The organism is Micromonospora endolithica, from assembly GCF_003626595.1.
GTDB classification, from domain to species: domain Bacteria; phylum Actinomycetota; class Actinomycetes; order Mycobacteriales; family Micromonosporaceae; genus Micromonospora; species Micromonospora endolithica.
This window is the reverse complement of record NZ_RBAK01000010.1, coordinates 35130-59664: the sequence shown is the minus strand read 5'-3', so window position 1 is coordinate 59664 and position 24535 is coordinate 35130. Positions and strand designations below refer to the sequence as shown.

General features: G+C 72.0%; 27 protein-coding genes. 6 read left to right on the top strand and 21 right to left on the bottom strand.

Features of this window, described 5'->3' with window-relative positions; translation table 11 throughout:
• Positions 1-16: 16 nt before the first annotated feature.
• Together D7223_RS22880 and D7223_RS22875 are read left to right on the top strand one after the other, a co-directional pair.
• Positions 17-862: an ABC transporter ATP-binding protein gene (locus tag D7223_RS22880; RefSeq protein WP_120730489.1), complete on the top strand. Its 846-nt coding sequence runs from the start codon at positions 17-19 to the stop codon at positions 860-862.
• Positions 862-1707 (top strand): ABC transporter permease, encoded by an 846-nt coding sequence (locus D7223_RS22875; protein WP_120730488.1) that lies wholly within the window; start codon positions 862-864, stop codon positions 1705-1707. Before D7223_RS22880 ends, D7223_RS22875 begins: the two co-directional genes overlap by 1 nt.
• Positions 1708-1853: 146 nt before the next feature.
• Here D7223_RS22875 and D7223_RS22870 read toward each other — a convergent pair whose 3' ends face one another.
• On the bottom strand, positions 1854-2702 hold the full coding sequence (locus tag D7223_RS22870; protein ID WP_120730487.1) for a 3-hydroxyacyl-CoA dehydrogenase family protein: 849 nt from the start codon (positions 2700-2702) through the stop codon (positions 1854-1856).
• A gap of 130 nt (positions 2703-2832) precedes the next feature.
• The gene (gene murA / locus D7223_RS22865; RefSeq protein WP_120730486.1) at positions 2833-4275 is read right to left on the bottom strand and encodes a UDP-N-acetylglucosamine 1-carboxyvinyltransferase; all 1443 of its coding nucleotides are present in this window, start codon (positions 4273-4275) and stop codon (positions 2833-2835) included.
• Between murA and D7223_RS22860 the strand changes: the two genes are divergently transcribed.
• Together D7223_RS22860 and D7223_RS22855 are read left to right on the top strand one after the other, a co-directional pair.
• The gene (locus D7223_RS22860) at positions 4274-4846 is read left to right on the top strand and encodes a cob(I)yrinic acid a,c-diamide adenosyltransferase (protein WP_120730485.1); all 573 of its coding nucleotides are present in this window, start codon (positions 4274-4276) and stop codon (positions 4844-4846) included. The genes murA and D7223_RS22860 overlap by 2 nt on opposite strands.
• Complete coding sequence (locus D7223_RS22855; RefSeq protein WP_120730484.1) at positions 4843-5241, top strand: VOC family protein; 399 nt, start codon at positions 4843-4845, stop codon at positions 5239-5241. Before D7223_RS22860 ends, D7223_RS22855 begins: the two co-directional genes overlap by 4 nt.
• Before the next feature lie 37 nt (positions 5242-5278).
• Here the strand turns inward: D7223_RS22855 and D7223_RS22850 are convergent, their stop codons facing one another.
• The 3 genes from D7223_RS22850 to D7223_RS22840 form a co-directional block, all read right to left on the bottom strand.
• On the bottom strand, positions 5279-6109 hold the full coding sequence (locus tag D7223_RS22850) for a DedA family protein (protein WP_120730483.1): 831 nt from the start codon (positions 6107-6109) through the stop codon (positions 5279-5281).
• A gap of 81 nt (positions 6110-6190) precedes the next feature.
• Positions 6191-6886: a response regulator gene (locus D7223_RS22845; protein WP_120730482.1), complete on the bottom strand. Its 696-nt coding sequence runs from the start codon at positions 6884-6886 to the stop codon at positions 6191-6193.
• Positions 6883-8058, bottom strand: a complete 1176-nt coding sequence (locus tag D7223_RS22840) for a sensor histidine kinase (protein WP_147252692.1) — start codon at positions 8056-8058, stop codon at positions 6883-6885. The genes D7223_RS22845 and D7223_RS22840 overlap by 4 nt, the downstream gene beginning before the upstream one ends.
• 124 nt (positions 8059-8182) lie before the next feature.
• On the opposite strand from D7223_RS22840, the gene D7223_RS22835 reads away from it, so the two are divergent.
• Positions 8183-8788 carry a class I SAM-dependent methyltransferase gene (locus tag D7223_RS22835; protein ID WP_120730480.1) on the top strand — a complete coding sequence of 202 codons (606 nt, stop codon included), beginning with the start codon at positions 8183-8185 and terminating at the stop codon, positions 8786-8788.
• 66 nt (positions 8789-8854) lie between these two features.
• Here the strand turns inward: D7223_RS22835 and D7223_RS22830 are convergent, their stop codons facing one another.
• The 12 genes from D7223_RS22830 to D7223_RS22775 all read right to left on the bottom strand — a co-directional run bounded on the left by D7223_RS22830 (position 8855) and on the right by D7223_RS22775 (position 18597).
• Complete coding sequence (locus D7223_RS22830) at positions 8855-9310, bottom strand: DUF2550 domain-containing protein (protein WP_120730479.1); 456 nt, start codon at positions 9308-9310, stop codon at positions 8855-8857.
• Positions 9311-9322: 12 nt separating this feature from the next.
• A complete protein-coding gene (locus D7223_RS22825) occupies positions 9323-9607 on the bottom strand; it encodes a F0F1 ATP synthase subunit epsilon (RefSeq protein ID WP_120730478.1) in 285 nt (94 codons plus the stop codon).
• Between the two features lie 90 nt (positions 9608-9697).
• Positions 9698-10840 carry an LCP family protein gene (locus D7223_RS22820; protein WP_120730477.1) on the bottom strand — a complete coding sequence of 381 codons (1143 nt, stop codon included), beginning with the start codon at positions 10838-10840 and terminating at the stop codon, positions 9698-9700.
• A gap of 209 nt (positions 10841-11049) precedes the next feature.
• Positions 11050-12489 carry a F0F1 ATP synthase subunit beta gene (gene atpD / locus D7223_RS22815; protein ID WP_120730476.1) on the bottom strand — a complete coding sequence of 480 codons (1440 nt, stop codon included), beginning with the start codon at positions 12487-12489 and terminating at the stop codon, positions 11050-11052.
• Positions 12489-13418 (bottom strand): F0F1 ATP synthase subunit gamma, encoded by a 930-nt coding sequence (locus D7223_RS22810; RefSeq protein WP_120730475.1) that lies wholly within the window; start codon positions 13416-13418, stop codon positions 12489-12491. The genes atpD and D7223_RS22810 overlap by 1 nt, the downstream gene beginning before the upstream one ends.
• Positions 13419-13427: 9 nt before the next feature.
• The gene (atpA, locus tag D7223_RS22805) at positions 13428-15077 is read right to left on the bottom strand and encodes a F0F1 ATP synthase subunit alpha (RefSeq protein ID WP_120730474.1); all 1650 of its coding nucleotides are present in this window, start codon (positions 15075-15077) and stop codon (positions 13428-13430) included.
• Between the two features lie 90 nt (positions 15078-15167).
• Entirely contained in the window at positions 15168-15989 is an 822-nt protein-coding gene (locus tag D7223_RS22800; protein ID WP_120730473.1) for a F0F1 ATP synthase subunit delta, read from the bottom strand.
• Positions 15989-16528 (bottom strand): F0F1 ATP synthase subunit B, encoded by a 540-nt coding sequence (locus tag D7223_RS22795; RefSeq protein ID WP_120730472.1) that lies wholly within the window; start codon positions 16526-16528, stop codon positions 15989-15991. Before D7223_RS22795 ends, D7223_RS22800 begins: the two co-directional genes overlap by 1 nt.
• 25 nt (positions 16529-16553) lie before the next feature.
• Positions 16554-16784 (bottom strand): ATP synthase F0 subunit C, encoded by a 231-nt coding sequence (locus D7223_RS22790; RefSeq protein WP_120730471.1) that lies wholly within the window; start codon positions 16782-16784, stop codon positions 16554-16556.
• A 130-nt stretch (positions 16785-16914) separates the two neighbouring features.
• Entirely contained in the window at positions 16915-17712 is a 798-nt protein-coding gene (atpB, locus tag D7223_RS22785; protein WP_120730470.1) for a F0F1 ATP synthase subunit A, read from the bottom strand.
• Positions 17713-17723: 11 nt separating this feature from the next.
• Positions 17724-17960: an AtpZ/AtpI family protein gene (locus D7223_RS22780; protein ID WP_120730646.1), complete on the bottom strand. Its 237-nt coding sequence runs from the start codon at positions 17958-17960 to the stop codon at positions 17724-17726.
• Positions 17961-18177: 217 nt separating this feature from the next.
• Positions 18178-18597, bottom strand: a complete 420-nt coding sequence (locus tag D7223_RS22775; RefSeq protein ID WP_120730469.1) for a hypothetical protein — start codon at positions 18595-18597, stop codon at positions 18178-18180.
• 35 nt (positions 18598-18632) lie between these two features.
• Between D7223_RS22775 and D7223_RS22770 the strand changes: the two genes are divergently transcribed.
• The gene (locus D7223_RS22770) at positions 18633-20120 is read left to right on the top strand and encodes an SDR family oxidoreductase (protein ID WP_120730468.1); all 1488 of its coding nucleotides are present in this window, start codon (positions 18633-18635) and stop codon (positions 20118-20120) included.
• Positions 20121-20155: 35 nt separating this feature from the next.
• Here the strand turns inward: D7223_RS22770 and D7223_RS22765 are convergent, their stop codons facing one another.
• The 4 genes from D7223_RS22765 to prmC all read right to left on the bottom strand — a co-directional run bounded on the left by D7223_RS22765 (position 20156) and on the right by prmC (position 24530).
• On the bottom strand, positions 20156-22264 hold the full coding sequence (locus D7223_RS22765) for a transglycosylase domain-containing protein (protein ID WP_120730467.1): 2109 nt from the start codon (positions 22262-22264) through the stop codon (positions 20156-20158).
• A 116-nt stretch (positions 22265-22380) separates the two neighbouring features.
• Positions 22381-22992 carry an arsenate reductase/protein-tyrosine-phosphatase family protein gene (locus D7223_RS22760; protein WP_120730466.1) on the bottom strand — a complete coding sequence of 204 codons (612 nt, stop codon included), beginning with the start codon at positions 22990-22992 and terminating at the stop codon, positions 22381-22383.
• A complete protein-coding gene (locus tag D7223_RS22755) occupies positions 22993-23637 on the bottom strand; it encodes an L-threonylcarbamoyladenylate synthase (protein ID WP_120730645.1) in 645 nt (214 codons plus the stop codon). It abuts the gene before it with no gap.
• A complete protein-coding gene (prmC, locus tag D7223_RS22750; RefSeq protein WP_120730465.1) occupies positions 23637-24530 on the bottom strand; it encodes a peptide chain release factor N(5)-glutamine methyltransferase in 894 nt (297 codons plus the stop codon). Before prmC ends, D7223_RS22755 begins: the two co-directional genes overlap by 1 nt.
• Positions 24531-24535: the final 5 nt, after the last annotated feature.

The window sequence follows — 24535 nt, the reverse complement described above, 5'->3', positions numbered from 1 at the left end:
CCGCACACTTGACGGCATGGCTGACGAGCTGGCGATCTCCGTCCGGGGGCTGCGCAAGGCGTACGGCGACAACGTCGCGGTGGCCGGCGTGGACCTGGACGTCCACCGGGGCGAGGTGTTCGCCCTGCTCGGTCCGAACGGCGCCGGGAAGACCACCACCGTGGAGATCCTGGAGGGCTACCGCCGCCGCGACTCGGGCGAGGTGTCGGTGCTCGGCAGCGACCCCGAGCGGCCGACGGCCGACTGGCGGGCCCGGGTCGGCATCGTGCTCCAGGGCACCGGGGAGTTCGACGAGCTGACCGTCGCCGAGGTGGTCCGGCACTTCTCCGGCTTCTACGCCGACGCCGACGACCCGGACAAGGTGGTCGAGCGGGTCGGGCTGGGCGACAAGGCGAAGGCCCGCACGCACACCCTCTCCGGCGGCCAGAAGCGCCGGCTGGACGTCGCGCTGGGCATCATCGGCCGTCCCGAGCTGCTCTTCCTCGACGAGCCCACCACCGGTTTCGACCCGGAGGCACGCCGGGAGTTCTGGGAGCTGATCCGGGACCTGGCGGCCGCCGGCACCACCATCGTGCTGACCACGCACTACCTGGACGAGGCCGAGTCGCTGGCAGACCGGGTCGGCGTCATCGCCGGCGGCCGGCTGGTCGAGGTCGCGCCGCCGAACCGGCTCGGCAACCGGCAGGACGCCCTGGCGACGGTCTCCTGGCGTACGCCGGAGGGGTCCGTCGAAACGGCGCAGAGTGCGACGCCGACGGCGCTGGTGGCCGACCTGGCCGCGCGCTTCGGCGGCGAGGTCCCGGGTCTGACGGTGACCCGGCCGACCCTGGAGGACATCTACCTGCGGATGATCGGACACTGATGACCACCACGACCAAGCCGGCGACGCCGGTCGCCGCCGCGCCGGCCCGGCGGATCGGGCCGGGCGGTCTCGCCCTGCGACAGGGCCGCCTGGAGATCACCCAGTTCCTGCGCAGCCGGGAGTCCGTCGTCTTCACGATGGGCTTCCCGATCATCATGATCCTGATCTTCGCGGCGATCTTCAGCGACGAGATCGCGCCGGGGGTCAGCTACACGCAGTACTTCATCACCGGCATGATCGCGACCGGTCTGATGACGGTGAGTTTCCAGAACCTGGGCATCTGGATCCCGATCGAGCGGGACCGGGGGGTGCTCAAGCGCTACCGGGGCACGCCGATGCCGAAGTGGGTCTGGTTCGCCGGCAAAGTGATCATGGTGGTGGTGATCGGCATCGCGGAGACCGCGCTGCTGCTGGCCGTGTCGGTCGCACTGTTCGACCTGGACCTGCCCGCCACGGCGGCGAAGTGGCTGACGTTCGGCTGGGTGTCGGTGCTCGGCGTCACCGCGTGCACCCTGTGCGGCATCGCCATCTCGTCACTGGCCCGGACCGCCCGCAGTGGCTCGGCCGTGGTCACCCCGGTCGCCCTGGTCCTCCAGTTCATCTCCGGGGTGTTCTTCGTCTTCACCCAACTGCCGAGCTGGATGCAGCAGGTCGCGGCGCTGTTCCCGCTCAAGTGGATGTGTCAGGGGCTGCGGTCGGTGTTCCTGCCGGAGTCCTTCGGCGCCCGGGAGCCCGGCGGGTCCTTCGAGCTGGACCGGGTCGCCCTTGTTCTCGTCCTCTGGTGCGTGATCGGCCTGGTGCTCTGCCTGACCACCTTCCGCTGGACCACCAAGCGCGACGGCTGAGGTGTAAGGAAGGGCCCCTTCTTAACGCCTCCGGTAGAGGAAGGGCCCCCTGTTAACAGCCCGCCCGCCCGCGCGCGGGACCAGGCGCGTTAAAAGGGGGCCCTTCCTCTACACCAGGCGTTAAGAAGGGGCCCTTCCTTACACCCTCAGTAGGTGTAGAAGCCCTTGCCGGTCTTGCGGCCCAGGTCGCCGGCCGTGACCATGCGCTGGAGAAGCTCCGGCGGGAAGAACTTCTCGTCCGCGGTGTCGGTGTAGATGTTCTTCGAGGCGTGCAGGAGCACGTCCACGCCGGTCAGGTCGGTGGTGGCCAGCGGGCCCATGGCGTGCCCGAAGCCCAGCCGGCAGGCGGTGTCCAGATCCTCGGCGGAGACCACGCCGGACTCGACGAGCTTGACCGCCTCGACGACCAGGGCGGCGATCAGCCGGGTGGTGACGAAGCCGGCGATGTCCCGGTTGACCACCACGACGGTCTTGCCGATCTCCTCGGCGAACGCCTTCACGGTGGCCAGCGTCTGGTCGCTGGTCTTGTAGCCGCGCACCAGCTCGCAGAGCTTCATCATCGGCACCGGCGAGAAGAAGTGGGTGCCGACGACCGCCTCGGGCCGCTCGGTGACGGCGGCGATCTGGGTCACCGGAATGGCCGAGGTGTTGGTGGCGAGGACCGCGTCGGCCTTGCAGATCTTGTCCAGCGCGCGGAACACCTCGTGCTTGATGTCCAGCCGCTCGAAGACCGCCTCGACCACGATGTCGGCGTCGGCGACCGCCTCCAGGTCGGTGGTCGGGGTGATCCGGGCCAGGGTCTCCTCGACCGAGGACGCCTCGATGGCGCCCTTGGACGCGAACTTCTCCAGCGACTTCCGGATCCCCGCCAGGCCGCGCCCGGTGGCCGCGTCGTCCAGGTCCCGCAGCGTCACCTGCCAGCCCGCCTGCGCCGCCACCTGGGCGATACCCGAGCCCATCAGCCCGGCCCCGACGACCGCGAGTCGACCCGCCATCTGCTTCTCCCTCGCCAGTAAGAGTGTCTGTCAGCACCCTAGGGTCTGTGTCGAAGCCCCTGGCCGGGGACTTCGACACAGACCCTAGTCGGCGAGCCTGAACGACTGCTAAGGCCCCGGTGGTGACGGGTCAGATGGACAGTTCGGGCTCCTCGGGGCCGGTGCCCCGTTCGACCTCGACACCGAGCGCCCGCAGGTCCGCCACGAAATCCGGGTAGCCCCGGTCGACGTGGTGCACGTGGGACACCTCGGTGACCCCGTCGGCGCACAACCCGGCGATGATCAGACCGGCGCCGGCGCGGATGTCGGTGGCGCGGACCGGGGCGCCGGAGAGCCGGTCGCGTCCCCGTACCACGGCGTGGTGGCCGTCGGTCTTGATGTCCGCGCCGAGGCGCATCATCTCGTTGGCGAACATGAACCGGCCGTCGAAGATGTTCTCGGTGATCAGCGACGCCCCGTCGCTGACCGCGGCCAGGCCGATCGCCATCGGCAGCAGGTCGGTGGCGAAGCCCGGATAGGGCAGGGTGACCACGTCCACCGCGCGCGGCCGGTCGTCCATCCGGATCCGGAAGGCGTCCGCCCGGGTCTCCACCAGCCCTCCGGCGGAGACCAGCTTGTCCAGCGCGATCTCCAGGAACGCCGGGTCCAGGCCGGTCACCGTCACGTCGCCCCGGGTCATCGCGGCCGCGAAGGCCCAGGTGCCGGCGACGATCCGGTCCCCCACCGTGGCATGGCGTACGGGCCGCAGGGCGGGCACCCCGACGATGGTCAGGGTGGAGGTGCCGGCCCCGTCGATGAGCGCGCCCATCTGGTTGAGCATCGTGCAGATGTCGACGATCTCCGGCTCCCGGGCCGCGTTGTCGATCACCGTGGTGCCGTCGGCGAGCACCGCCGCCATCACCAGGTTCTCGGTCGCGCCCACGCTGGGGAAGTCGAGCACGATCTCGGCGCCGCGCAGCCCGCCCGGCGCGGAGGCGATGACGAAGCCGTGCTCCCCCGAGATGTCGGCGCCCATCCGGGTGAGCCCGGAGACGTGCATGTCCAGTCCGCGCGAGCCGATCGCGTCACCACCGGGGTGCGCCACCCGCACGTGCCCCCGCCGGGCCAGCAGCGGGCCGAGCACGCAGATCGAGGCGCGCAGCCGGCGTACCAGGTCGTAGTCGGCCTCGGCGCCGGGGGTGTCGGGCACGTCGATGGTGACCGACCGGGAGCGGGCCAACCCGCCGAGGGCCACCATCGGGTCGACCGGGTCGTCGGCGTCGAACCGTACGCCGCAACCGAGCCGACGCAGCACCTCCCCCATGATCGCGATGTCGGTGATCCGGGGAACGTTGGTGATCACGTTGCGTCCCGGGGCGAGCAGGGCGGCAGCCATCAGTTTCAGGGCGGAGTTCTTGGCGCCGACCACGTGCACGGTGCCGGCCAGCCGGGCGTCCCCGGGGACCCGGATGACGTCGACGTCGTTGACCGCCGGGTCACCCGCGTCGCCGGGCCCCACCCCGGGCGGCCAGGCGACGGCCGGGTCGGGCCGCGCCGGGATCGTCAGGTCCGGTATCCGTAGGCTGTGCGTCATGGCCGTCCACCTCACGCGCATCTACACCAAGGCCGGCGACGCCGGCATGACCAGGCTGAGCAACAACGAGCAGGTGCCGAAGACCGACCCGCGAATCGCCGCGTACGCCGATGTCGACGAGTGCAACGCCGCGATCGGCGTGGCGCTCGCCCTCGGACAGCTCGACGACGAGCTGCGGTCGGTGCTGGGGTCGATCCAGAACGACATGTTCGACGTGGGCGCCGATCTGGCCACCCCGGTCGAGCCGGACCCGGAGTACCCGCCGCTGCGGGTCACCGAGGCGTACGTCGAGCGCCTCGAGGGCTGGTGCGACGAGTACAACGCGCGCCTGAGCAAGCTCGACTCCTTCATCCTCCCCGGCGGCACCGCGGGTGCGGCGCTGCTGCACGTGGCGCGGACGGTCGCCCGGCGCGCCGAGCGTGCCGCGTGGGCCCTGGTGGCGCACGACCCCGATCGGACCAGCCCTCTCCCGGCAAAGTATCTCAACCGGCTCTCCGATCTGCTCTTTATCCTGTCAAGAACGGCAAATCCGGACGGAGATGTGCTATGGGTCCCCGGCGGTAACCGCTGACCACCGGCGGGCTGCACCACGTCGAGGTGTGGGTCCCCGATCTCGGCGCGGCGATGCGCGCCTGGGGCTGGCTTCTCGGCGAGTTGGGCTGGACGCCGTACCAGGAGTGGCCGGCTGGCCGCTCCTGGCGGCTCGGTCCGACGTACCTGGTCATGGAGGAGTCTCCCGCGCTCTCCGGCCGGACCCACGACCGGCGCGCGCCCGGCCTCAACCACCTGGCCTTCCACGCGGGCCCGCCGGCCGCGGTGGACCGGCTGGTCGCGGCCGCGCCGGCGCACGGGTGGTCGCTGCTCTTCCCGGATCGGCATCCGCACGCGGGCGGGCCCGGGACCTACGCGGCCTACCTGACCGACGAGCAGGGGTACGAGGTCGAGCTGGTCGCCGGGCGACCGTGACCCGGCCGCCGGCCCTGACGGCGGGCGGCGGGAACGGTCAACCGTCCCGGCGACGGCCGGCGCCGCGGCGGACCGGTCCCGTCCGGCCAGCTCCCGGCCGACGCCGGAGCGCGGCCCGATCGCGGAAGATCGCGGTCCCCACCACGCACCTGCCGTGGAAGGGTTCCGCCCGCGTCCGGGGTGTCGCCCCGCCGGCCCGGACCGCCTGATCCGACACCTCGCCTATCCGGACCGGCGGGTCCGGTGGGCCGGGTGGGCGGGCCGGCCCACCGCCGGCCCGACGCGCCCGGCGGGACAGCACGATCACGACGATCACCACCGCGACCAGGCCCACCCCGCCGGCGGCCGGCAGCCCGGTGGGGACGCCGCCCACCGCCCAGCCCAGCAGCACCGTGCCCGGCACCCAGACCACCACCGCCGCACCGTCGAAGAGGACGAAGCGGCGGTACGACAGGCCGGCCGCCCCGGCCAGCCGTGGCACCAACGTTCGCGCGAACGCCGTCCACCTGCCCAGCAGAACCGCCGGGCCGCCCCGCTCGGCGATCAGTCGCTCGGCGCGCCGCCAGCGGTCCGCGCCGATCCGGCGGCCCAGCCAGCCGTCCCGCACCCGGGGGCCCAACAACCGGCCCTCCAGGTAGCCGAGCTGGTCTCCGGTGAACGCGGCCAGGGTGGTCACCAGGAGTACGACGCCGAGGTCAAGGTGCCCGTCGCGGGCCAGGAGCCCGACTGTCAGCATGGTGGTCGCCGCCGGCAGCACCACCCCGGCGAGCAGGCCCACCTCGGCGGCGAGCACCGCCGCGGCGGCCAGCAGCAGGTAGCCCGGCGGCAGATCGCCGATCCGGCCGAACAGGGAATCCACGATGCTCACGTCATCGAGCCTGCCGCGCCGTGGCGGCTCCGCCGTCGTTCCGCCGGCCGCCCCGGGTCCTCCGGGTGGCCGGTCCCCTCCCTAGGGAGACCCCGGACCGGGCCGAGGGTTGAAGTCGTCGTCGACGAGTCCGAGCCGGTGCGCCACCACCGCGGCCTGGACCCGGTTGCGCAGGTGCAGCTTCTCCATCGCGGCCGACACGTGGGTCTTGACGGTGGTGACGCCCAGGTGCAGCCGGATGCCGATCTCCGCGTTCGACATGCCCGCGCCGACCAGCGCCAGGACCTCCCGCTCCCGGGGGCTGAGGACACCCAGGTCCGCGGCGTGCCGACGCGCCGGCCGGTGCTCGTCACGATGGGCGACCATCGCCCGGTGCAGGATCCGGGCCAGAACGGGCGGCGCCACCAACGGCTCGCCCCGGACGGCGCGGCGGACCGCCTCGATCAGGTCCTCCGGGGCGCCGTCCTTGACCAGGTATCCGATCGCGCCCGCACCGAGCGCCCCATAGACGTCGGCGTCCTCGGCGAAGGTGGTCAGCACCAGCACCCGGACGGCCGGCTGCCGGTCCAGGATCCGCTGGGTCGCCTCCACCCCGTCCAACCGGGGCATCCGCAGGTCCATCAGCACCACGTCCGGGTGCAGCCGCTCGGCGAGCCGGACCGCGTCGAGCCCGTCACCGGCCTCGCCCACCACGTCGAACCCGCCCGCCGTACGCAGCAGAAGTCCCACCCCGGCGCGGACCAGCGCCTGGTCGTCCACCACGAGCACCCTGATCACATGTTCTCCCTCGTCGGCAGCCGGACCCGGACACACCATCCGCCACCGGCCGTGGCCCCGGCGGACAGCGTGCCACCGAGCAGCCCCACCCGTTCCCGCATCCCGCTCAGCCCGTACCCGGACGGCGGCAGGGCCGGGCGGAGCCGCACCGGGCCGCTGTCCCGCACCTCGATCACCAGCTCGCCGTCGCCGGCCCGCACGTCCACCGAGGCGGCGGCGCCCGGCCCGGCGTGCTTGAGCGAGTTGGTGAGGCCCTCGCGCACCACCCGCGCGGCGGTCGTCCGCACCACCAGCGGCGCGGTGGCCAACGCGTCGGAGACCGTCACCCGCACCGCCACGCCGGCGTCCCGGACCAGGCGTGCCGCGTCCCGGATCATCTGCTCCGGCTCGACCTGCCCGCCGTCGCTCTCCACCGCCTCCGGGTCGCGGAGCACCTCCAACAGGGCGCGCAGCTCGTCCAGGACCTGCCCGGCGGTGTCCCGCACCTCGCCCAGCGCGGCCACCGCCTCGGCCGTGTCCCCGGTGTGCTGCACCGCGAACCGGGCCGAGCCGGCGCGCAACGCGACGGCCGCGATGTGGTGGGCGACGATGTCGTGCAGGTCCCGGGCGATGCCCGCCCGTTCGGCCAGCCGGGCCGCCCGGGTCTCCACACACCGGCGCGCCTCCGCCTCCCGGGCCCGCTCCTCGGCCACCCGCGTCGCGTGCCGCACGCCCCGCACGTACCGGCCGAACGCGACCGGCGCAGCGGCGATGCCGGCCAGCATCACCAGGCGGATCGCACCCTCGGCGCCGGAGAGCAACCCGGGGTTGCCCGGGTCCACGACGTTGACGATCGTCACGGCGAAGAACAGCAGGAAGGCGGCCGTGGTGGCACGCCGCCCGGCGCGGTAGGCGAGGTAGCCGAGTGCCACCGCCGCCGCGACCTGTGCCGTGTCCGGACCGGTCGGCGTCACCGTGTCCGCCACCACCAGCAGCACGCACTCGGCCACCAGCACCACCCACGGAAACCGGCGTACGCAGACGATCAGCAGGCCGGCGGCGACGCCGAACACGCCGGCCCACTCCTGCCGCGGCAAGCCGGGTGGCGCGAGCCAGTTGGCGCCGAGGCCGAGACCGGCCAGCACCAGGCCGATCGGCAGCTCGGGCCACCAGCGCATTCGACCGCCCGTCACCTGGCCACCATACGGATCCGATCGCCCCCCACCGGTCCTCCCGGTGGCCGTCGCCCCTCCTCCGGGTGGCCGCCAGGCCGCCTGTCGGCACGAGGCCCCCGGCCCGACACCGCGGCTAGCGCCCATGAGCGTGATCAACGATCTGCCGACCTTCGTCACCCAGTTCGTCCGCCATCCGCTCGCCGTCGGCGCGGCCCTGCCCAGCGGGACACGGCTCGCCCGGGACATCACCGCCGCGGTCCCCCGGACCGGGCATCCGGTGGTGGTGGAGCTGGGGCCGGGCACCGGTGCCTTCACCCGCACGCTTCGGGAGCGGCTCGGCGGTCGCGGTCACCACCTGGCCGTGGAGGTGAACCCGCGGTTCGCCGCGCGGCTGGCTCAACGGCACCCGGGCGTACGGGTGCTGGCCGCCGACGCCGCCGCGCTCGGGGCCCTGCTCGCCGCCGAACGCCACCCGTACGCGGATCTCGTGGTGAGCGGGCTGCCGTGGGCGGCGTTCCGGGCGGAGCGTCAGCGGGACATCCTCCACGCCGTCGTGGGAGCGCTCGGCGGCAGTGGCGTGTTCACCACCTTCGCCTACCGGCATGCGCTGGTGACACCGCCGGCGCGGACGTTCCGGAGGCTCCTGGAGGGCCTGTTCGAGGAGGTGACCGTGGGGCGCACGGTGTGGGGCAACGTCCCGCCAGCGCTGGTGTACCACTGCCGGCGGCCGGTCCGGCGTACCGGCTGAGGGGGTGCCGGGTGGTCCCGGCGGAACGGGCCGGGGGATGGCTGACCGCGACGGACGCGGGCCGGGTCAGGCCGCGGGCCAGTCCTGGGAGGCCAGACGTGGCGAGACCGCCCCCGGAGGGGCGGCCTCAAGCCAGGAGAGAAACCCGGTGGCGGTGGATCGGGCCATCGCGATCTCCACCGGGGCGTGTTGACTGGTACAGCGGAGGATCACCCAGTCGGCGGGCATGGAGAACCGTTCCTGCCCTTCGGGGAGCCGCCGTCGCTCCACCGCCAGCACCTTCCGGGAGAGCACCCGCTTGGGGCGCAGCGCGAAGCTGAACATCCGGTACCACCGGAGTTCGTCGCCGGCGAACCGGCCGAAGCCGGGTGACCAGCCCCGCCCGTCGAGCATGGTGGAGGTCCGGACGCTGAGCCGGATGATGCCCCCGCTGCGGGTGACCAGCGCCCGCCGGACGAAGAGAATCAGGAGCGCGCCGAGGATCACGGCGAAGCAGATCCCGAACCCCTCGACGATCCCCATCGGCGGAACGACTCAGCGGCTCTGTGCGGCGGAGACCGGGGTGGCGCTCTCGGCCAGGATGGTGACGCCCTCGGCGCTCACCGAGAGGAAGCCGCCGGCGACCTCGTAGGACACCTGCTCGCCACCGGGAAGCTTGATCCGGACCTGGCCGGGCTCGGCGAGCTGGCCGAGCAGGGGCGCGTGCCCCGGCAGCACACCCAGCTCACCCTCGGTCGTCCGGGCGACGACCATCTCGGCCTCGCCGGACCAGACCTTCTCCTCGACGGCTACGAGCTCGACGTGAAGCTGCTGTGCCACGCTGTCTCCTTGCTGCGGCGGGCGGATTGTCGAAAGTCTAGTCCCGCCGCCGGAGCGCCCGAAACGCGGGTGGCGAGAGCTGCGCCACGCCTACTTGGCCTTGTTCTGGAAACTCGGGTGCTCGAGCAGGAACGCGTCCAGCTGCTCGTTCTTGAGCGCGGTGAAGAAGTCGTCCACCGCGGGCTCGAACCGTTCGCCCAGGTATTCCCCGTTCTCGATGACGCCACCGCCGGGCAACTTGATCATCTGGATGGCATCCGGCCGGAGCCCCTTCAGGGCCAGGCCGTAGTCGACCACGCTGTTCCCCCGGCCGCTGAAGATCAGCGACTGGCCGGCGGCCCGCAGCACCTTGTCCAGCTTGATCGGGTTGGTCACCACGTCCGCGCTGAACGCCTGGCTGACCATCGCCTTGACGAACTGCTGCTGGTGACGCTGACGGCCGTAGTCGCCGTCCGGGACGCCGTTCTTCTCGTAGCGCTGCCGCACGTAGTCCAGCGCCTGCCACCCCTTGAGGTGCTGGCGGCCCTTCTCGTAGACCGCCTGCGGACCGAGGTAGCCGCCGCCGCCCGGCCGCAGCTCCCGGTGGGTGCCGTCCGGCTCGCGGTGCTCCGAGCGCACCTCGCGCTCGATGTTCATCGTGACGCCGCCCATCGCGTCCACGATCTTGACGAAGCCGCTGAAGTTGATGATCGCGCCGGCGTCGAAGCGCGGGATACCGGTCTCCTGCTGCACCGTCTTCGCCAGCAGCTCGAAACCCTGCGCCGCGTCCGGGTTCTGCCCCTCCTTGCGGCTGCCCAACGACATCGCCGCGTTCAACTTGTTCCGGCCGCCGCCGTAGCCCCCCTTGGCGAACGCCGGGATCTGCACGTAGAGGTCACGCGGCAGGGAGAACAGGTATGCCCGGTCCAGCCCCGCCGGCACGTGCAGCACCATGACCGAGTCGGCAAGCGGCGGCGTCTCCGGCTTACGCGGGTCGATGCCGACCAGCAGGATGTTGAGCGGGCCCTTGATGTCGCTCTTGCGCTCCTTGGCGCCGGCCGCCTGGTCGCCGAAGAGATCGGCCTTGCCCACCGCCCCCTCGTAGCGGGCCATCAGCACCTCGGCACCGATCAGGACCACGCCGCTGAGCAGTGTCAGGACGGCGCCGAAGACGGTGCAGACCCGGGCCCACCTCGGCACGCCAGACCACACGGACGGCTTCCCGCCGCCCTTGCCGGCCTTAACCACGAGCATCTCCTGTTCGTCACGCCCACGAAGAGGAGACGGGCGCACGCAGCCGAATGGTTGCAGGATCCACGCTCGGGGGAGCGCGGGATCGACGGTACCTCGCGTTCCGCATGATCGCCGAGCACGAAACCGGGTGGCGGGACGGCCCCGCCCCCCCGGACGCCGAAAGGCCGCCCCGGCGTGCACCGGGGCGGCCTTCAGGTCAGGGCTGGGGCTCAGCCCTCCGACATCAGTTCCTTGGCCTTGCGCTCCAGGTCCTCGAGACCGCCGCACATGAAGAACGCCTGCTCGGGGAAGTGGTCGTACTCGCCCTCGCTGATCTTCTTGAACGCCTCGATCGTCTCGGCGATCGAGACGGTCGAACCCGGTACGCCGGTGAACTGCTCGGCGGCGTACGTGTTCTGCGACAGGAAGCGCTCGATCCGCCGGGCCCGGGCCACGGTGATCTTGTCTTCCTCGGAGAGCTCCTCGATACCGAGGATGGCGATGATGTCCTGCAGGTCCTTGTAGCGCTGCAGGATCCGCTTCACCTCGGTGGCGACCTGGAAGTGCTCCTCGCCGACGAACTCCGGGGCGAGGATCCGCGACGAGGACGCCAGCGGGTCCACCGCCGGGTAGATGCCCTTGTCGGAGATCGACCGCTCCAGGTTGGTGGTCGCGTCCAGGTGGGCGAACGTGGTGGCCGGGGCGGGGTCGGTGTAGTCGTCCGCCGGCACGTAGATCGCCTGCATCGACGTGATGGCCTGGCCCCGGACGGAGGTGATCCGCTCCTGGAGCTCGCCCATCTCGTCGGCCAGGGTCGGCTGGTAACCCACGGCGCTCGGCATCCGGCCGAGCAGGGTGGAGACCTCCGAACCGGCCTGGGTGAAGCGGAAGATGTTGTCGATGAAGAGCAACACCTCCTGCTTCTTCACGTCCCGGAAGTACTCCGCCATGGTCAGCGCGGACAGGGCGACGCGCAGCCGGGTGCCCGGCGGCTCGTCCATCTGGCCGTAGACCAGCGCGGTCTTGTCGATGACGCCGGACTCGGTCATCTCGGCGATGAGGTCGTTGCCCTCACGGGTGCGCTCACCCACGCCGGCGAAGACCGAGGTACCGCCGAAGTTCCGGGCCACCCGGGTGATCATCTCCTGGATGAGCACCGTCTTGCCCACGCCGGCCCCGCCGAAGAGGCCGATCTTGCCGCCCTTGACGTACGGGGCGAGCAGGTCGATGACCTTGATGCCGGTCTCCAGCATCTCGGTCTTCGGCTCCAGGTCCGCGAAGGCCGGGGCCTTGCGGTGGATGCCCCAGTGATCGTCGGGGTTGAGGGTCTCGCCCTCGGTCAGGTTGAGGCACTCGCCGATCGCGTTGAACACGTGCCCCTTGACGGTGTCGCCCACCGGCACCCGGATCGGGCCGGCGGTGTCGCGCACCTCGGCGCCGCGTACCAGGCCGTCGGTCGGCTGCATCGAGATGGCGCGGACCATGTTGTCACCCAGGTGCTGGGCGACCTCCAGGGTCAGCGTCTTCTCACCGCCGGACAGGTTCACGTCCACCTTGAGGGCGTTGAACAGGGCCGGCATGGCGTCGCGCGGGAACTCGGCGTCGACGACCGGGCCGATGACCCGGACCACGCGACCCGTGGCGATCTTGGTCTCCACTGGTGCAGTCATCACACTTCACTTCCCGACGCGGCCAGCGCGTTCGCGCCGCCGACGATCTCGCTGATCTCCTGGGTGATCCCGGCCTGGCGGGCCGAGTTCATCTCACGCGTGTACTTCTCGATCATCTCTTCGGCGTTGTCGGTGGCGCTCTTCATCGCCCGCCGACGGGCCGCCGACTCACTCGCCGCCGACTCCAGCAACGCCGCGTAGATCCGCGTGTTGATGTACTTCGGCAGCAGCGCGTCGAGCAGCGCCTCCGCCTCCGGCTCGAACTCGTACGCCGGCAGCAGCCCCTCGGACCGCGGGCGGTCCTCGACCTGCATCGGGCCGATGATCCTGGTGACCGGGTTCTGGGTCATCAGGGACTTGAACTCGGTGTAGACGATGTGCAACTCGTCCACACCCAGCACGCCGTCCGCCCCGGCGGTGCCGTCCACGTCGTCCGCGCCGGCGGTGAACGCCTTGATCAGCGTCTCACCCACCTCGCGGGCGTCGGCGAAGGTCGGCTGCTCGGAGAAGCCCGTCCAGCTCGCCGCGATCTCCCGGTTGCGGAACCGGTAGAACGTGACGCCCTTGCGCCCGATGACGTAGAGCACCGGCTCCTTGCCGTCGGCCTTGAGCCGGGCGACCAGCGACTCGGCGGTCCGGATCGCGTTGGAGCTGTAACCGCCGGCCAGACCGCGGTCGGCGCTGATCAGCAGGACGCCGGCCCGCTGCACCCGCTCGCGCGGGGTCAGCAGCGGGTGGTCGATCCGGGCGTTGGACGCCAGCGCCGTGAGCACACCGGTGATGGCCTGGGCGTACGGCAGCGACGCCGCCACCCGGGCCTGGGCCTTGGCGATGCGGCTCGTCGCCACGAGCTCCATCGCCTTGGTGATCTTCTTCATCCCCTTCGCCGAGCGGATCCGCTGACGAAGGACGCGTACCTGGGCCGCCATGCGTCAGCCCTACTCTGCCGGCCGGTCGGTCGAACCGTCCCGGAAGCGGGTCACCGTCTCGCGGTTCTCCTCGCCCTCGAGCGGCTTGGCCGGGGCCTCGTTGATCCGACGCTCGTCCTCCTTGCCCAGGAAGACGTTCTTGAACTCGCTGATCGCCGAGTCCAGCGTGCCGATGATGTCGTCGTCCCACTTGTTGTCGGCGATCGCCGCGAGGGTGCCCTCGTGCTTGTGCCGCAGGTACTGGAGGAACTCCGACTCGAAGCGCCGCACCTCGCCGACCGGGATGTCGTCGAGCTTGCCCTCGACGCCGGCCCAGACCGAGACGACCTGCTCCTGCACCGGGTACGGCGAGTAGTTCGCCTGCTTGAGCAGCTCGACCAGGCGGGACCCACGGGCGAGCTGGTTCTGCGAGGCCCGGTCCAGGTCGGAGGCGAAGGCGGCGAACGCCTCCAGCTCCCGGTACTGGGCCAGGTTCAGCCGCAGCGAACCGGCGACCTTCCGCATCGGCTTCACCTGCGCGGCGCCACCGACCCGGGAGACCGAGGTGCCGACGTTGATGGCCGGCCGGACGCCCTGGTTGAACAGGTCGGTCTCCAGGAAGATCTGGCCGTCGGTGATCGAGATGACGTTGGTCGGGATGAAGGCCGAGATGTCGTTGGCCTTCGTCTCGATGATCGGCAGACCGGTCATCGAGCCGCCACCCAGCTCGTCGGAGAGCTTCGCGCAGCGCTCCAGCAGGCGGGAGTGCAGGTAGAAGACGTCACCCGGGTACGCCTCACGGCCCGGCGGGCGACGCAGCAGCAGCGACACGGCGCGGTACGCCTCGGCCTGCTTGCTGAGGTCGTCGAAGATGATCAGGACGTGCTTGCCGCCGTACATCCAGTGCTGCCCGATGGACGAGCCGGTGTAGGGGGCGAGGTACTTGAAGCCGGCCGGGTCGGACGCCGGGGAGGCGACGATGGTGGTGTATTCCATCGCGCCCGCCTCCTCCAGGACGCCCTTGATCGAGGCGATCGTGGAGGCCTTCTGGCCGATGGCGACGTAGATGCAGCGGACCTGCTTCTTCGGGTCGCCGGACCGCCAGTTGTCGCGCTGGTTGAGCACCGCGTCCAGGGCGACCGTGGTCTTGCCGGTCTTCCGGTCGCCGATGATCAGCTGACGCTGGCCACGACCGATCGGGGTCATCGCGTCGACGGCCTTGATGCCGGTCTGCAGCGGCTCGAAGACCGACTGCCGGGCCATCACGTTGGGCGCCTGGAGCTCCAGCTCGCGGAAGCCCTCGTTGGCGATCTCGCCGAGCCCGTCGATCGGCTGGCCGAGCGCGTCCACCACGCGGCCGAGGAAGGCGTCGCCGACCGGCACCGAGAGCACCCGGCCGGTGCGCTTGACGCGCTGCCCCTCCTCCAGCTTGGCGGAGTCACCGAGGACGACGACACCGATCTCCCGCACGTCGAGGTTCAGCGCCACGCCGAGCGTGCCGTCCTCGAACTCGAGGAGCTCGTTGGTCATGGTCGAGGGCAGGCCCTCGACGTGCGCGATCCCGTCGCCGGTGTCGGAGACGGTCCCGACCTCCTCGCGGGAGACGTCGGACGAGTAGGAGGAGACGTAGCGCTCCAGGGCGCCGCGGATCTCCTCCGTCGAGATGGTCAGCTCGGCCATCCTCTGCTTCCTTAAAATTCAGGGGCCCGGGATACCTAGTACCGACCGGTCCGAATGGCGTCTATCTGGGGCGCTGAGCGGTGCAGCCGGTCAGCGCTTCACGAGCGCGTTGCGGGTCTCGTTGAGGCGGCGCAGGACGGTGCCGTCGTACAGGTCGGAGCCGACCCGCACGCTCACCCCGCCGAGCACCTCGGGGTCGACCGTCTGCCTGACGGAGACCTCCCGACCGTACATCGCGGAGAGGCGGGCACCGAGGCGTCGCTCCTCGTCGTCACTCAGCGGGGCGGCCACGGTCACGTAGGCGACCTGCCGGTCCCGCCGGTCGGCGGCGAGCTCGACCAGCCGGGTGAGCGCCCCGGTGAACCGGCGTCCCCCGAACCCGGCGAGCGCGACCCCGACGAGATAGCCGGTGATCGGTCGGGCCTTGCCGGCGAGCAACTGGTCGACCAGGGTCGCCCGCCGCTCCGCCGGGACCGCCGGGTCGGCGAGCGCGTTGGACAGCTCCGGCGAGCCGGAGACGACCTGGCCGAAGCGGAACAGCTCGTCCTCGACCTCGCCCAGCTCACCGGCGGAGTCGGCGCTCGCCAGGAGCGCCTCGACGCCCAGTCGCTCGGCGCCGTCGAGGAGTTCCGACGGCGCCGACCAACGGCCGGCGACGAGCGCGGCGAGCAGGTCGAGCGCCTCGGCACTGATCTTGCCGCCGAAGACCCCGTTGAGCAGACCGGCACGGTCCTCGCCGGAACGGGCCGGGTCGGACAGCGCCCGGCGCAGCCGCGGCTCGCGCCGCAGCAGCGCGGCGACGGAGAGGATGTCGTCGGCGGTGGAGGTCACCGCCGACGGCTCCGCGCCGCGGACGTACGCGTCGAGGCGCTCGGCCGCGACCTTGTACGACTCCCGGCTGGCGGCCTGCATCAGCGGGCCCCCGTGCTCTCGAGGTTGCTCAGGAACCGGTCGACGGTGCCCTTGCGGCGCGCCTCGTCGGCCAGCGACTCACCGACGATCTTGCTGGCCAGGTCCACCGCGATCGTGCCGACCTCGGTGCGCAGCTCGCGCACGATGGTGGCCCGCTCGGCGGCGAGCTGCTCCTTGCCGGCCGCGATGATCCGGTCGGACTCCTCCCGCGCCTTGGCGAGGACGTCCTGCCGGATGCCCTCGGCGTCGGCCCGGGCGTCGTCCCGGATCTTGGCGGCGTCGGTACGCGCCTCGGCGAGCTGCGCCCGGTACTGCTCGAGCAGCTGGTTCGCCTCGGCCTGGGCGGCCTCGGCACGCTTGATGCCACCCTCGATCGCGTCGACCCGAGCCTGGAACGTCTGCTCCATCCGGGGGAAGACGAACTTCATCAGCACGAAGCAGAGAACGGCGAAGGCGACGCCACCGACCACAAGCTCCTGCCAGACAGGAACGATCGGGTTGTGGCTCGTCTCACCACCCTCTGCGGCGAGGAAGAACATGAGAGACCTCCCGGTCAGAGGGGGATCAGGCGCCGGACCAGATGAAGCCGAAGGCGATGCCCAGCAGCGCGAGCGCCTCGATCACGGCGAAGCCGATCCAGACGTACGGCAGGGTCATCCGCGACGACTCCGGCTGGCGGGCGGTCGACTGGATGTAGGCGGCGAAGACCAGGCCGACACCGATGCCCGGGCCGATGGCCGCGAGACCGTAGCCGATGGCGGCGGTGCTGCCCTCTACCGCGGCGTAGATGTCCATTAGTGGGTTCCTCCTGGTTATCACGCGTGACGGTCACGCGGGACGACAACTGGTGGTGCGAGGTGGATCATTGCTCGCTCGCGAGCGCCGATCCGGGTGGAACAGCGCTCGCGAGCGCCGACCCGGTGGATCAGTGTTCGTCGGCGAGCGCGCCCTGGACGTAGCTCGCGGTCAGAACCGTGAAGACGTAGGCCTGGAGGCAGATCACCAGGAACTCGAGGAAGGTGAGCGCGACGGTCATCAGCCAGGAGAGCAGCGAGACCGGCGCGAGCCAGACGTTGGCGTTCAGCATCGCGAAGCCGCCGAGCGTGAACACCAGCAGCAGCATGTGGCCGGCGAACATGTTGGCGAAGAGACGGACGGCCAGCGAGAACGGCCGGACGATGAAGGTCGAGAAGAGCTCGATCGGGATCAGCAGCGGCAGGATGTACCAGGGCGCCGGCGGGATCAGCGAGTTCTTGAAGAACTTGCCCGCGCCGTGGTGCCGGATGCCCACCCAGATGAACATCACGTAGCTGATCACGGCGAGGAAGGCCGGGAAGGCGATGTGCGAGTTCGGCGAGATCTGCAGACCGGGCACGATCGCGAAGAAGTTGGTCAGCAGGATGAAGCAGAACAGCGTGGTGAAGTACGGCGCGAACGCCACCCCACGGTGCCCGATCATGTCGACCGCGATGTTGTTCCGGACGAAGCCGTAGATCGACTCGGCGAGCCACTGCTTCTTCGTCGGGACCAGCTGCGGCTTCCGGTAGGTCACCAGGAAGAAGATGATCAACAGACCGACGGCCAGCCAGACCATCGCCGTGATCTTGGTGAACCAGTACGAGTTCTCCGCACCCCACGGCACGATGCTGGGCAGGTAGAAATCCTCCACGCTGGGAGGGAATGCTGCCTCGCCCTGTGCCAGGACGTTCGCCTGTCCGAACACCGCGTCCCTTCCTAAGTAGGCGTGCCGAGTTTCCGGACGACCAGGACGATGCCCCCGGCCATGCCGACCACGACGCCGATCCCGGTGGCGACGCCACCGGTGTCCAGCCACCCGTCAACCAGCCAGCCGATGAAACCCCAGACGAGCATGCCCGCGATCAGGTAGGAGAGCGCGGTCCAACCCTGGCCGGCACCGGGCGGAACATCGTCCGGGCCGCCGCTGGGTCGGGGGGTTTGGTCACCAGCCATGACGGGGCGAACGATATCAGCCGGGGAGACGAGGCTGTGCCTCACCCCCCGCACAACCGTCGTTGTGTGGGCATCTCGTGGGCACCGTCGTCTGTGGGCACGCTACTCCCCTTCCGCCAGCAAAAAAATGACCGGTGCCGGACACATTTGCGCGCCGTCCGACCTGTGGGACGGCACCGTGGACGGTCAACGCCGGCCAGGGCGGGGCCGGCGGCGGTCAGCGCGACCGGCGGGCGTGCACCGTGGTGATCCACCAGATGTGCACGCCGGTCCAGACCACCACCCCGGCGGCGATGCCCAGGCAGAGCGGGATCAGCCCGGCCCAGCCGGTCGACGCCACCCCGACCATCACCACGCCCAGCAGGGTGAACTTGGCCGCGTACAGGGCCAGGCCGAACGGGAGCACCAGTTGCGGGTTGACACCGTCGGCCCAGGCCAGCACCACCGTGCTGAGCGTGTAGCTGGCCGCGGTGACGCCGACACCGAGCGCCGCCCCGAGCGCCGCGTCCGCGCCCTGCGCGAGCGCGCCCACCAGCGCCGCGGCCGCGGCCAGGCCGCCGGTGGCCGCGAGCAGCACCGGCAGGTGCCGCAGCCGCCAGCGCCGGTCCTCGCCGGCCGTCGTTTGGTCGGTGTTCACAGCGCCAGAGTCTAGGGGGCCGCACACTGGAGACCGTGAGATGCCTGGTGACCGGAGCGACGGGATACATCGGCGGCCGGCTCGCGCCCCGCCTGCTGGCCGAGGGCCACACGGTGCGCTGCCTGGCCCGCAAGGCGGGTCGACTGCGGGACGTGCCCTGGGCGGCACGGACCGAGATCGTCGAGGGCGACCTGCGCCGGCCGGAGACGCTGCCGGCCGCGTTCCAGGGCGTGGACGTCGCCTACTACCTGGTGCACTCGCTCGGGCAGGCGGGCTTCGAGGCCGCCGACCGCGAGGCCGCCACCAACTTCGCGGCCGCGGCGCGGGCCGCCGGCGTACGCCGGATCGTCTATCTGGGCGGGCCGGAGCCGACCGACGACGGGGAGGTCCCCTCCCCGCACCTGCGGTCCCGGGCCGAGGTGGGGCGGATCCTGCTGGCCGGCGACGTGCCCACGGCGGTGCTGCGGGCCGCGGTGATCATCGGATCCGGCTCGGCGTCGTTCGAGATGCTCCGCTACCTCACCGAGCGGCTGCCGGCGATGATCACCCCGCGCTGGGTACGCAACCGGATCCAGCCGATCGCGGTCCGCGACGTGCTGCGCTACCTGGCCGGCTGCGCGCACCTGCCGGCCGAGGTCAACCGGGCGTTCGACATCGGCGGCCCGGACGTGCTCACCTTCCTCGACATGATGCAGCGCTACGCGGCGGTGGCCGGACTGCGCCGCCGGATCATCGTGCCGGTCCGGCCGTTGACCCCGTCGCTCTCCTCGCACTGGGTCGGGCTGATCACCCCGGTGCCGAACGCCATCGCCCGCCCGCTGGTGGAGAGCCTGATCCACGAGGCGATCGCGCACGAGCACGACATCGCCCGGTACGTCCCGGACCCGCCGGGCGGGCTGACCGGCTTCGACCAGGCGGTCGCCCTGGCCCTGGCGAAGGTACGCGACGCCGAGGTGGAGACCCGCTGGTCGAACGCGAGCGGGCCGGACGCACCGGCCGAGCCGCTGCCCAGCGACCCGGAGTGGTCCGGCGGCACCGCGTACACCGACGTCCGCGAGCGGGACGTGGCCGCGCCGCCGGACGCCCTGTGGCGGGTGATCGAGGGGGTCGGCGGGGAGCACGGCTGGTATTCGTTCCCGCTCGCCTGGTCGATCCGCGGGTGGCTGGACCGGCTGGTCGGCGGCGTGGGACTGCGCCGGGGCCGGCGCGACCCGCACCACCTCCAGGTCGGTGAGGCGCTGGACTTCTGGCGGGTGGAGGAGATCGTCCCCGGCGAGCTGCTGCGGCTGCGCGCGGAGATGCGGCTGCCCGGCCGGGCCTGGCTGGAGATGCGCGCGATCCCGACCGACGGCGGTGGCAGCCGCTACCAGCAGCGGGCGGTGTTCCTGCCGCGCGGGCTGGCCGGGCACGCGTACTGGGGCGCGGTGGCACCCTTCCACGCGGTGGTCTTCGGCGGGATGGCCCGCAACATCGCCCGGGGCGCCGAGCAGACCGACCGGCTCGGCGTCACGTCCCGCCGCTGAGCGCCGCGGCTCGCGGCTCGCGGCTCCCGTCCGTTCTAGTTGCCGGCGCGGGCTCCGGTGACCCCGAAGGCGGTCGCCTCGCTGGGCGGCACGAAGTCCTGGACCGGCTGGTCGCGCAGCGCGAAGCCGAGCACCTCCCCGACCGCGGTGACCATCCGGGTCTGCGCCGCCCGGCCCACCGCATCCCGTGGGTCGTCCGGGTTGGCGGCCATGGTGGCGACCGCCAACTGCGGCGTGAAGGCGACCACGGTCTCCGTCTCGAACCGCTCCGAGCTGCCGGTCTTGCCGGCCACCGGCCGGCCGAGCTGGCCGTGCAGCCGGGTCGCGGTGCCCCCGGCACACTGCCGGTACATCGACTGGTCGCCGACCGGGCAGCGCGCCGCGTCCGCCGCCGCCCGCGCCACGTCCGGGTCGACCACCTGACGGCAGTCCGGCGCCGCCGCGTCCACCGGACGACCGGCGGCGTCGGTGACCGAGATCACCGGGCGCGGCGCGCACCAGGTGCCCTCCGCCGCGACGGTGGCGTACGCGTTGGCCACGTCCAGCGGGGTGGTGGCCGAGACCCCGAGGGTGAACGGTCCCCAGTTGGCGGCGCCGTGCCGGGCCAGCCGGGCGTCGTCGTCGGACCGGAACACGATGCCCAGCCGCTCGGCCATCTCCACCACCCGGTCCGCGCCGACCCGCTCGGTCAGCCACGCGAAGTAGGTGTTCACCGACAACCCGAACGCGGTCCACATGGAGTGCCGGCCGTCGACCGACGAGCTGGCGTTGCGGGGGCACCAGTAGCCGTCGCAACTCGTCGGTCCGTCGACCGGGTAGCGGGTGAGGATCCGGTCCGGCGCGTCGAACTCCGTCCGCAGCGGCAGCCCCGACTCCAGCGCGGCCAGCATGGTGAAGAGCTTGAAGGTCGAACCGGCCTGGTAGCCGGTGATCGCGCCGCCCCCGGCGACCAGCTGGTTGACGGTGTTCGGGTGGTTCTTCTGACCGACCGGGTTCCCCGCCACGCCGTAGTTCCGGTTCACCGCCATCGCCAGCACCCGTCCGGTGCCCGGCTGGACGACCGCGGTCGGGGCGGCGTACCGGTCGTCGGGGCCGTAGACCCGCCGGACCTGCTCGGTGGTGGCCCGCTGCACCGCCGGGTCCAGCGAGGAGACGATCGAGTAACCGCCCCGGCGCAGGCTGAGCTGGCGCTCGTCGACCGTCGCGCCGAATGCCGGCTGGGTGTTCCACCAGCGGGTGAACCAGTCGCAGAAGAAGCCCCAGTCGTTGTGCCCCTCCGGCACCGCCGTGCAGTCGTTCGGCGTCTCGCTGGGGCGCAGGTTCAACGGTTCGACCCGGGCCAGGTCGGCCTGCTCGGCCGGGAGCTGCCCCAGCTCGACCATCCGGTCCAGCACGTACCCACGGCGGCGCAGGGCACTGTCCGCGTCCCCGTTGATCGGGTCGTCGGTGTCCGGTGAGCGCACCAGCCCGGCCAGCAGCGTCGCCTCGGCCAGCGTGAGGTCCGCCGGGGCCTTGGAGAAGTACCGCTTGCTCGCCGCCGCCACCCCGTACGCCCCGGCGCCGAAGTAGGCGATGTTGAGGTAACGGGTCAGGATCTCGTCCTTGCTCAGCTCCCGCTCCACGGCCAGGGCGTACCGCATCTCCTGGAGCTTGCGCGCCTTGGAGATCTCGGTGGCCGCGCGCCGCTGCCGCTCGGTGAGCCGGGGATCGCTGCTGAGCACGTTGCGTACGTACTGCATGGTCAGCGTGGAGGCACCCTGTCGGGTCGCGCCGTCGCGCTGGTTGACGGTGAAGGCGCGGATGACGCCGCGCACGTCCACCCCGCTGTGCTCGCGGAACCGGGCGTCCTCGGCGGCGATGATCGCCTGCTGCATCACCGGCGTCACCTCGGCCAGGCCGACGTCCACCCGGTCCTCCTGGTAGAAGGAGGTGATCAGGGTGGTGCCGTCGTTGGCGTACAGGTTGGACCGCTGGGCCGTCGGCGGCGTACGCAGCGAGTTCGGCAGTTCGGCGTAGGGCGCGGCGAACGTCGAGAACCCGATCCCGAACACCAGCGCGGCCGGGAGGGCCGCCGCCGCGAGCACCAGACCGGCGAGTACGCCGGCGATCAGCACGGTCATGAGTTTCTCGAGTGCCCGGGTCATCAGATCTCCCCGCAGGAGCCTTCAGGACCCGTTCAGAATGGCCCGAAGGCCATCCTTTGCCGCGACTTTCCCCCAAACCCGCAGGAAACTCGCACCTACGGGGTGAACCGGGCAGATTACGGGAGCAGCGCGGTCGCCAGCGGGTGGACGGTCTCCTCGATCTCGTCGGCCACCCGGCTGAAGCACTGGTCGCCCCGTCCCCACGGGTCGTCCAGGTCGTCGGTCGGCAGCGGCGACGTGCCCGGCCGGGCCGCGTGTGCCGCCTCCACCAGGGCGACTCCCCGGGCGTACACCGCCTCCGGAGTGGCCGCGGCCGGTGGCAGGCCGGCCGCGTCGACGGCGCCCAGCAGCCGGCCGAACTCCCCCAGCACGAAGGTGCGCGACGCCGCGTCCGGGCGCAGCGCCACCACGTACTCCTGCTGGTCGGCGGTCGCGGTGAGCACCAGGTCGGCGGCGTCGATGTGGTCCGAGCGGAGCTTGCGGGCGGCGAAGCCGGCCACGCTGCCGCCCCGGGTGGTGACCTGGCGGGCGGCCGGCGGGTTCATCTCCTCACCGGCGTGCCACCCGCCGGTGCCGGCGCTGTGGCTGTGCACCAGCTCGTCGACGCGGTCCGGGTCGGCGTCCCGCCGGGCCAGCCGCTCCCGCACGGCCAGGGCGAGCAACCGCTCGGCCATCGGGGACCGGCAGATGTTGCCCATGCACACGTGCAGGACCGTGAACGGAGGCACTCAGGCCGCCCTGGCGTCGACGATGTCCGGCACCACGTCACGCAGCTTCTCGATCGGGATCGCGCCGGGCCGCAGCAACTGCGGCACCTCGCCGGTCAGGTCCACGATCGTGCTCGGCACCGGATCGGCGGCCGGGCCGGCCTCCAGGTACGCCCGCACCGAGTAGGCCAACTGGTCGCGGGCCTCCTCGGCGGTGACCGCCGCCGCCTGACCGACCTTGTTGGCCGAGGCGACCGCCATCGGCCCGGTCTCCCGCAGCACCTCCAGCGCCACCGGGTGCAGCGGCATGCGTACCGCCACCGTGCCGTTGGTGTCCCCCAGGTCCCAGCGCAGGCTGGGCGAGTGCTCGACGATGATGGTCAGCGCGCCCGGCCAGAACGCCTCGACCAGGTCCCGCGCCGACCGGGGCAGAGTGAACACCAGGCCGTCGAGCGTGTGCCGGGAACCGATCAGCACCGGCGGCGGGGCCGCCCGGCCCCCCTTGGCGTCGAGCAGCGCCTTGACCGCGTAGGGCGTGAACGCGTCCGCGCCGATTCCGTAGACCGTGTCCGTCGGCAGGACCACCAGCTCGCCGTTGCGGACCGCCTCGATGGCCGCGGCGATGCCGCGGTCCCGGTCGGCCGGCGACCGACAGTCGTAGAGCATCACGAGGAGCCAGTCTGCCACGCCGCGCCGTCCATGGCGTGCCGGCCGTCGTCGCGGCGGCACGCGGTGGCGAACCGGGGCCGCCCGGCCAGGTCCGGATGGGCGGTGACCTCGACGTACCGGCCGTCGGCCGCGAGCAGCGCGGGCACCGCCGCGCCGTGCGTGTCGTCGTGCTCGACGCCCAGCGCTCCGCCGGGGCGCAGCAGCTCCGCCGCCCGCGCGAGCACCGGCCGGATCACCGCCAGGCCGTCCGCGCCGCCGAAGACCGCGTCGGCCGGGTCGTGACCGGCCACCTCCGGGGGTACGGCCACGGCGTCCGGCACGTACGGCGGGTTGCACAGCAGCACGTCGACCCGACCGGCCAGGTCGGCGAGCAGGTCCGGCGCGGTGGCGTCCGCCGCCACCACCTCGATCGGTCGGTCCCCCGCCGCCGCCCGGGCCGCCGCGTTGCGCCGCAGCCACCGCAGCGCGGCCGGCGACCGCTCCACCGCGACCACCCGGGCGTCCGGCACCTCCTGCGCCACCGCCAGGGCGATCGCCCCGGAACCGCTGCACAGGTCGACCACCAGCGGCTCCGCCGTCCCGGCCGCCCGGGTGATCCCCCAGCCGACGAGCAGTTCGGTCTCCGGTCGCGGGACGAAGACGCCCGGCCCGACCGCCAGGTCCAGGTGCCGGAACCCGGCACTGCCGGTGAGGTGCTGCAACGGCTCGCGTCCCGCCCGGCGCGCGACGAGCGCGTCGAACCGTTCGCGCTGCCCGTCGGTGAGGCCGTCGGCCAGGGCCAGCCGCCCCCGGGACACCCCCAGCACGTACGCGGCCAGCAACTCCGCCTCGACCCGGGCCGCCTCGACTCCGGCGGCGGCGAGCACCCGGGCCGCCCGGGTCACCGACATGGAGG

Bases quoted from the DNA above. Each gene is read 5' to 3' on its own strand.
- D7223_RS22880 (WP_120730489.1), top strand. From the start codon at position 17: ATGGCTGACGAGCTGGCGATCTCCGTCCGGGGGCTGCGCAAGGCGTAC.
- D7223_RS22875 (WP_120730488.1), top strand. From the start codon at position 862: ATGACCACCACGACCAAGCCGGCGACGCCGGTCGCCGCCGCGCCGGCC.
- D7223_RS22870 (WP_120730487.1), bottom strand. From the start codon at position 2,702: ATGGCGGGTCGACTCGCGGTCGTCGGGGCCGGGCTGATGGGCTCGGGT.
- D7223_RS22860 (WP_120730485.1), top strand. From the start codon at position 4,274: ATGGCCGTCCACCTCACGCGCATCTACACCAAGGCCGGCGACGCCGGC.
- murA (WP_120730486.1), bottom strand. From the start codon at position 4,275: ATGACGCACAGCCTACGGATACCGGACCTGACGATCCCGGCGCGGCCC.
- D7223_RS22835 (WP_120730480.1), top strand. From the start codon at position 8,183: ATGAGCGTGATCAACGATCTGCCGACCTTCGTCACCCAGTTCGTCCGC.
- D7223_RS22830 (WP_120730479.1), bottom strand. From the start codon at position 9,310: ATGGGGATCGTCGAGGGGTTCGGGATCTGCTTCGCCGTGATCCTCGGC.
- D7223_RS22820 (WP_120730477.1), bottom strand. From the start codon at position 10,840: ATGCTCGTGGTTAAGGCCGGCAAGGGCGGCGGGAAGCCGTCCGTGTGG.
- atpD (WP_120730476.1), bottom strand. From the start codon at position 12,489: ATGACTGCACCAGTGGAGACCAAGATCGCCACGGGTCGCGTGGTCCGG.
- D7223_RS22810 (WP_120730475.1), bottom strand. From the start codon at position 13,418: ATGGCGGCCCAGGTACGCGTCCTTCGTCAGCGGATCCGCTCGGCGAAG.
- atpA (WP_120730474.1), bottom strand. From the start codon at position 15,077: ATGGCCGAGCTGACCATCTCGACGGAGGAGATCCGCGGCGCCCTGGAG.
- D7223_RS22800 (WP_120730473.1), bottom strand. From the start codon at position 15,989: ATGCAGGCCGCCAGCCGGGAGTCGTACAAGGTCGCGGCCGAGCGCCTC.
- D7223_RS22795 (WP_120730472.1), bottom strand. From the start codon at position 16,528: ATGTTCTTCCTCGCCGCAGAGGGTGGTGAGACGAGCCACAACCCGATC.
- D7223_RS22790 (WP_120730471.1), bottom strand. From the start codon at position 16,784: ATGGACATCTACGCCGCGGTAGAGGGCAGCACCGCCGCCATCGGCTAC.
- D7223_RS22780 (WP_120730646.1), bottom strand. From the start codon at position 17,960: ATGGCTGGTGACCAAACCCCCCGACCCAGCGGCGGCCCGGACGATGTT.
- D7223_RS22765 (WP_120730467.1), bottom strand. From the start codon at position 22,264: ATGACCCGGGCACTCGAGAAACTCATGACCGTGCTGATCGCCGGCGTA.
- D7223_RS22755 (WP_120730645.1), bottom strand. From the start codon at position 23,637: ATGCTCTACGACTGTCGGTCGCCGGCCGACCGGGACCGCGGCATCGCC.
- prmC (WP_120730465.1), bottom strand. From the start codon at position 24,530: ATGTCGGTGACCCGGGCGGCCCGGGTGCTCGCCGCCGCCGGAGTCGAG.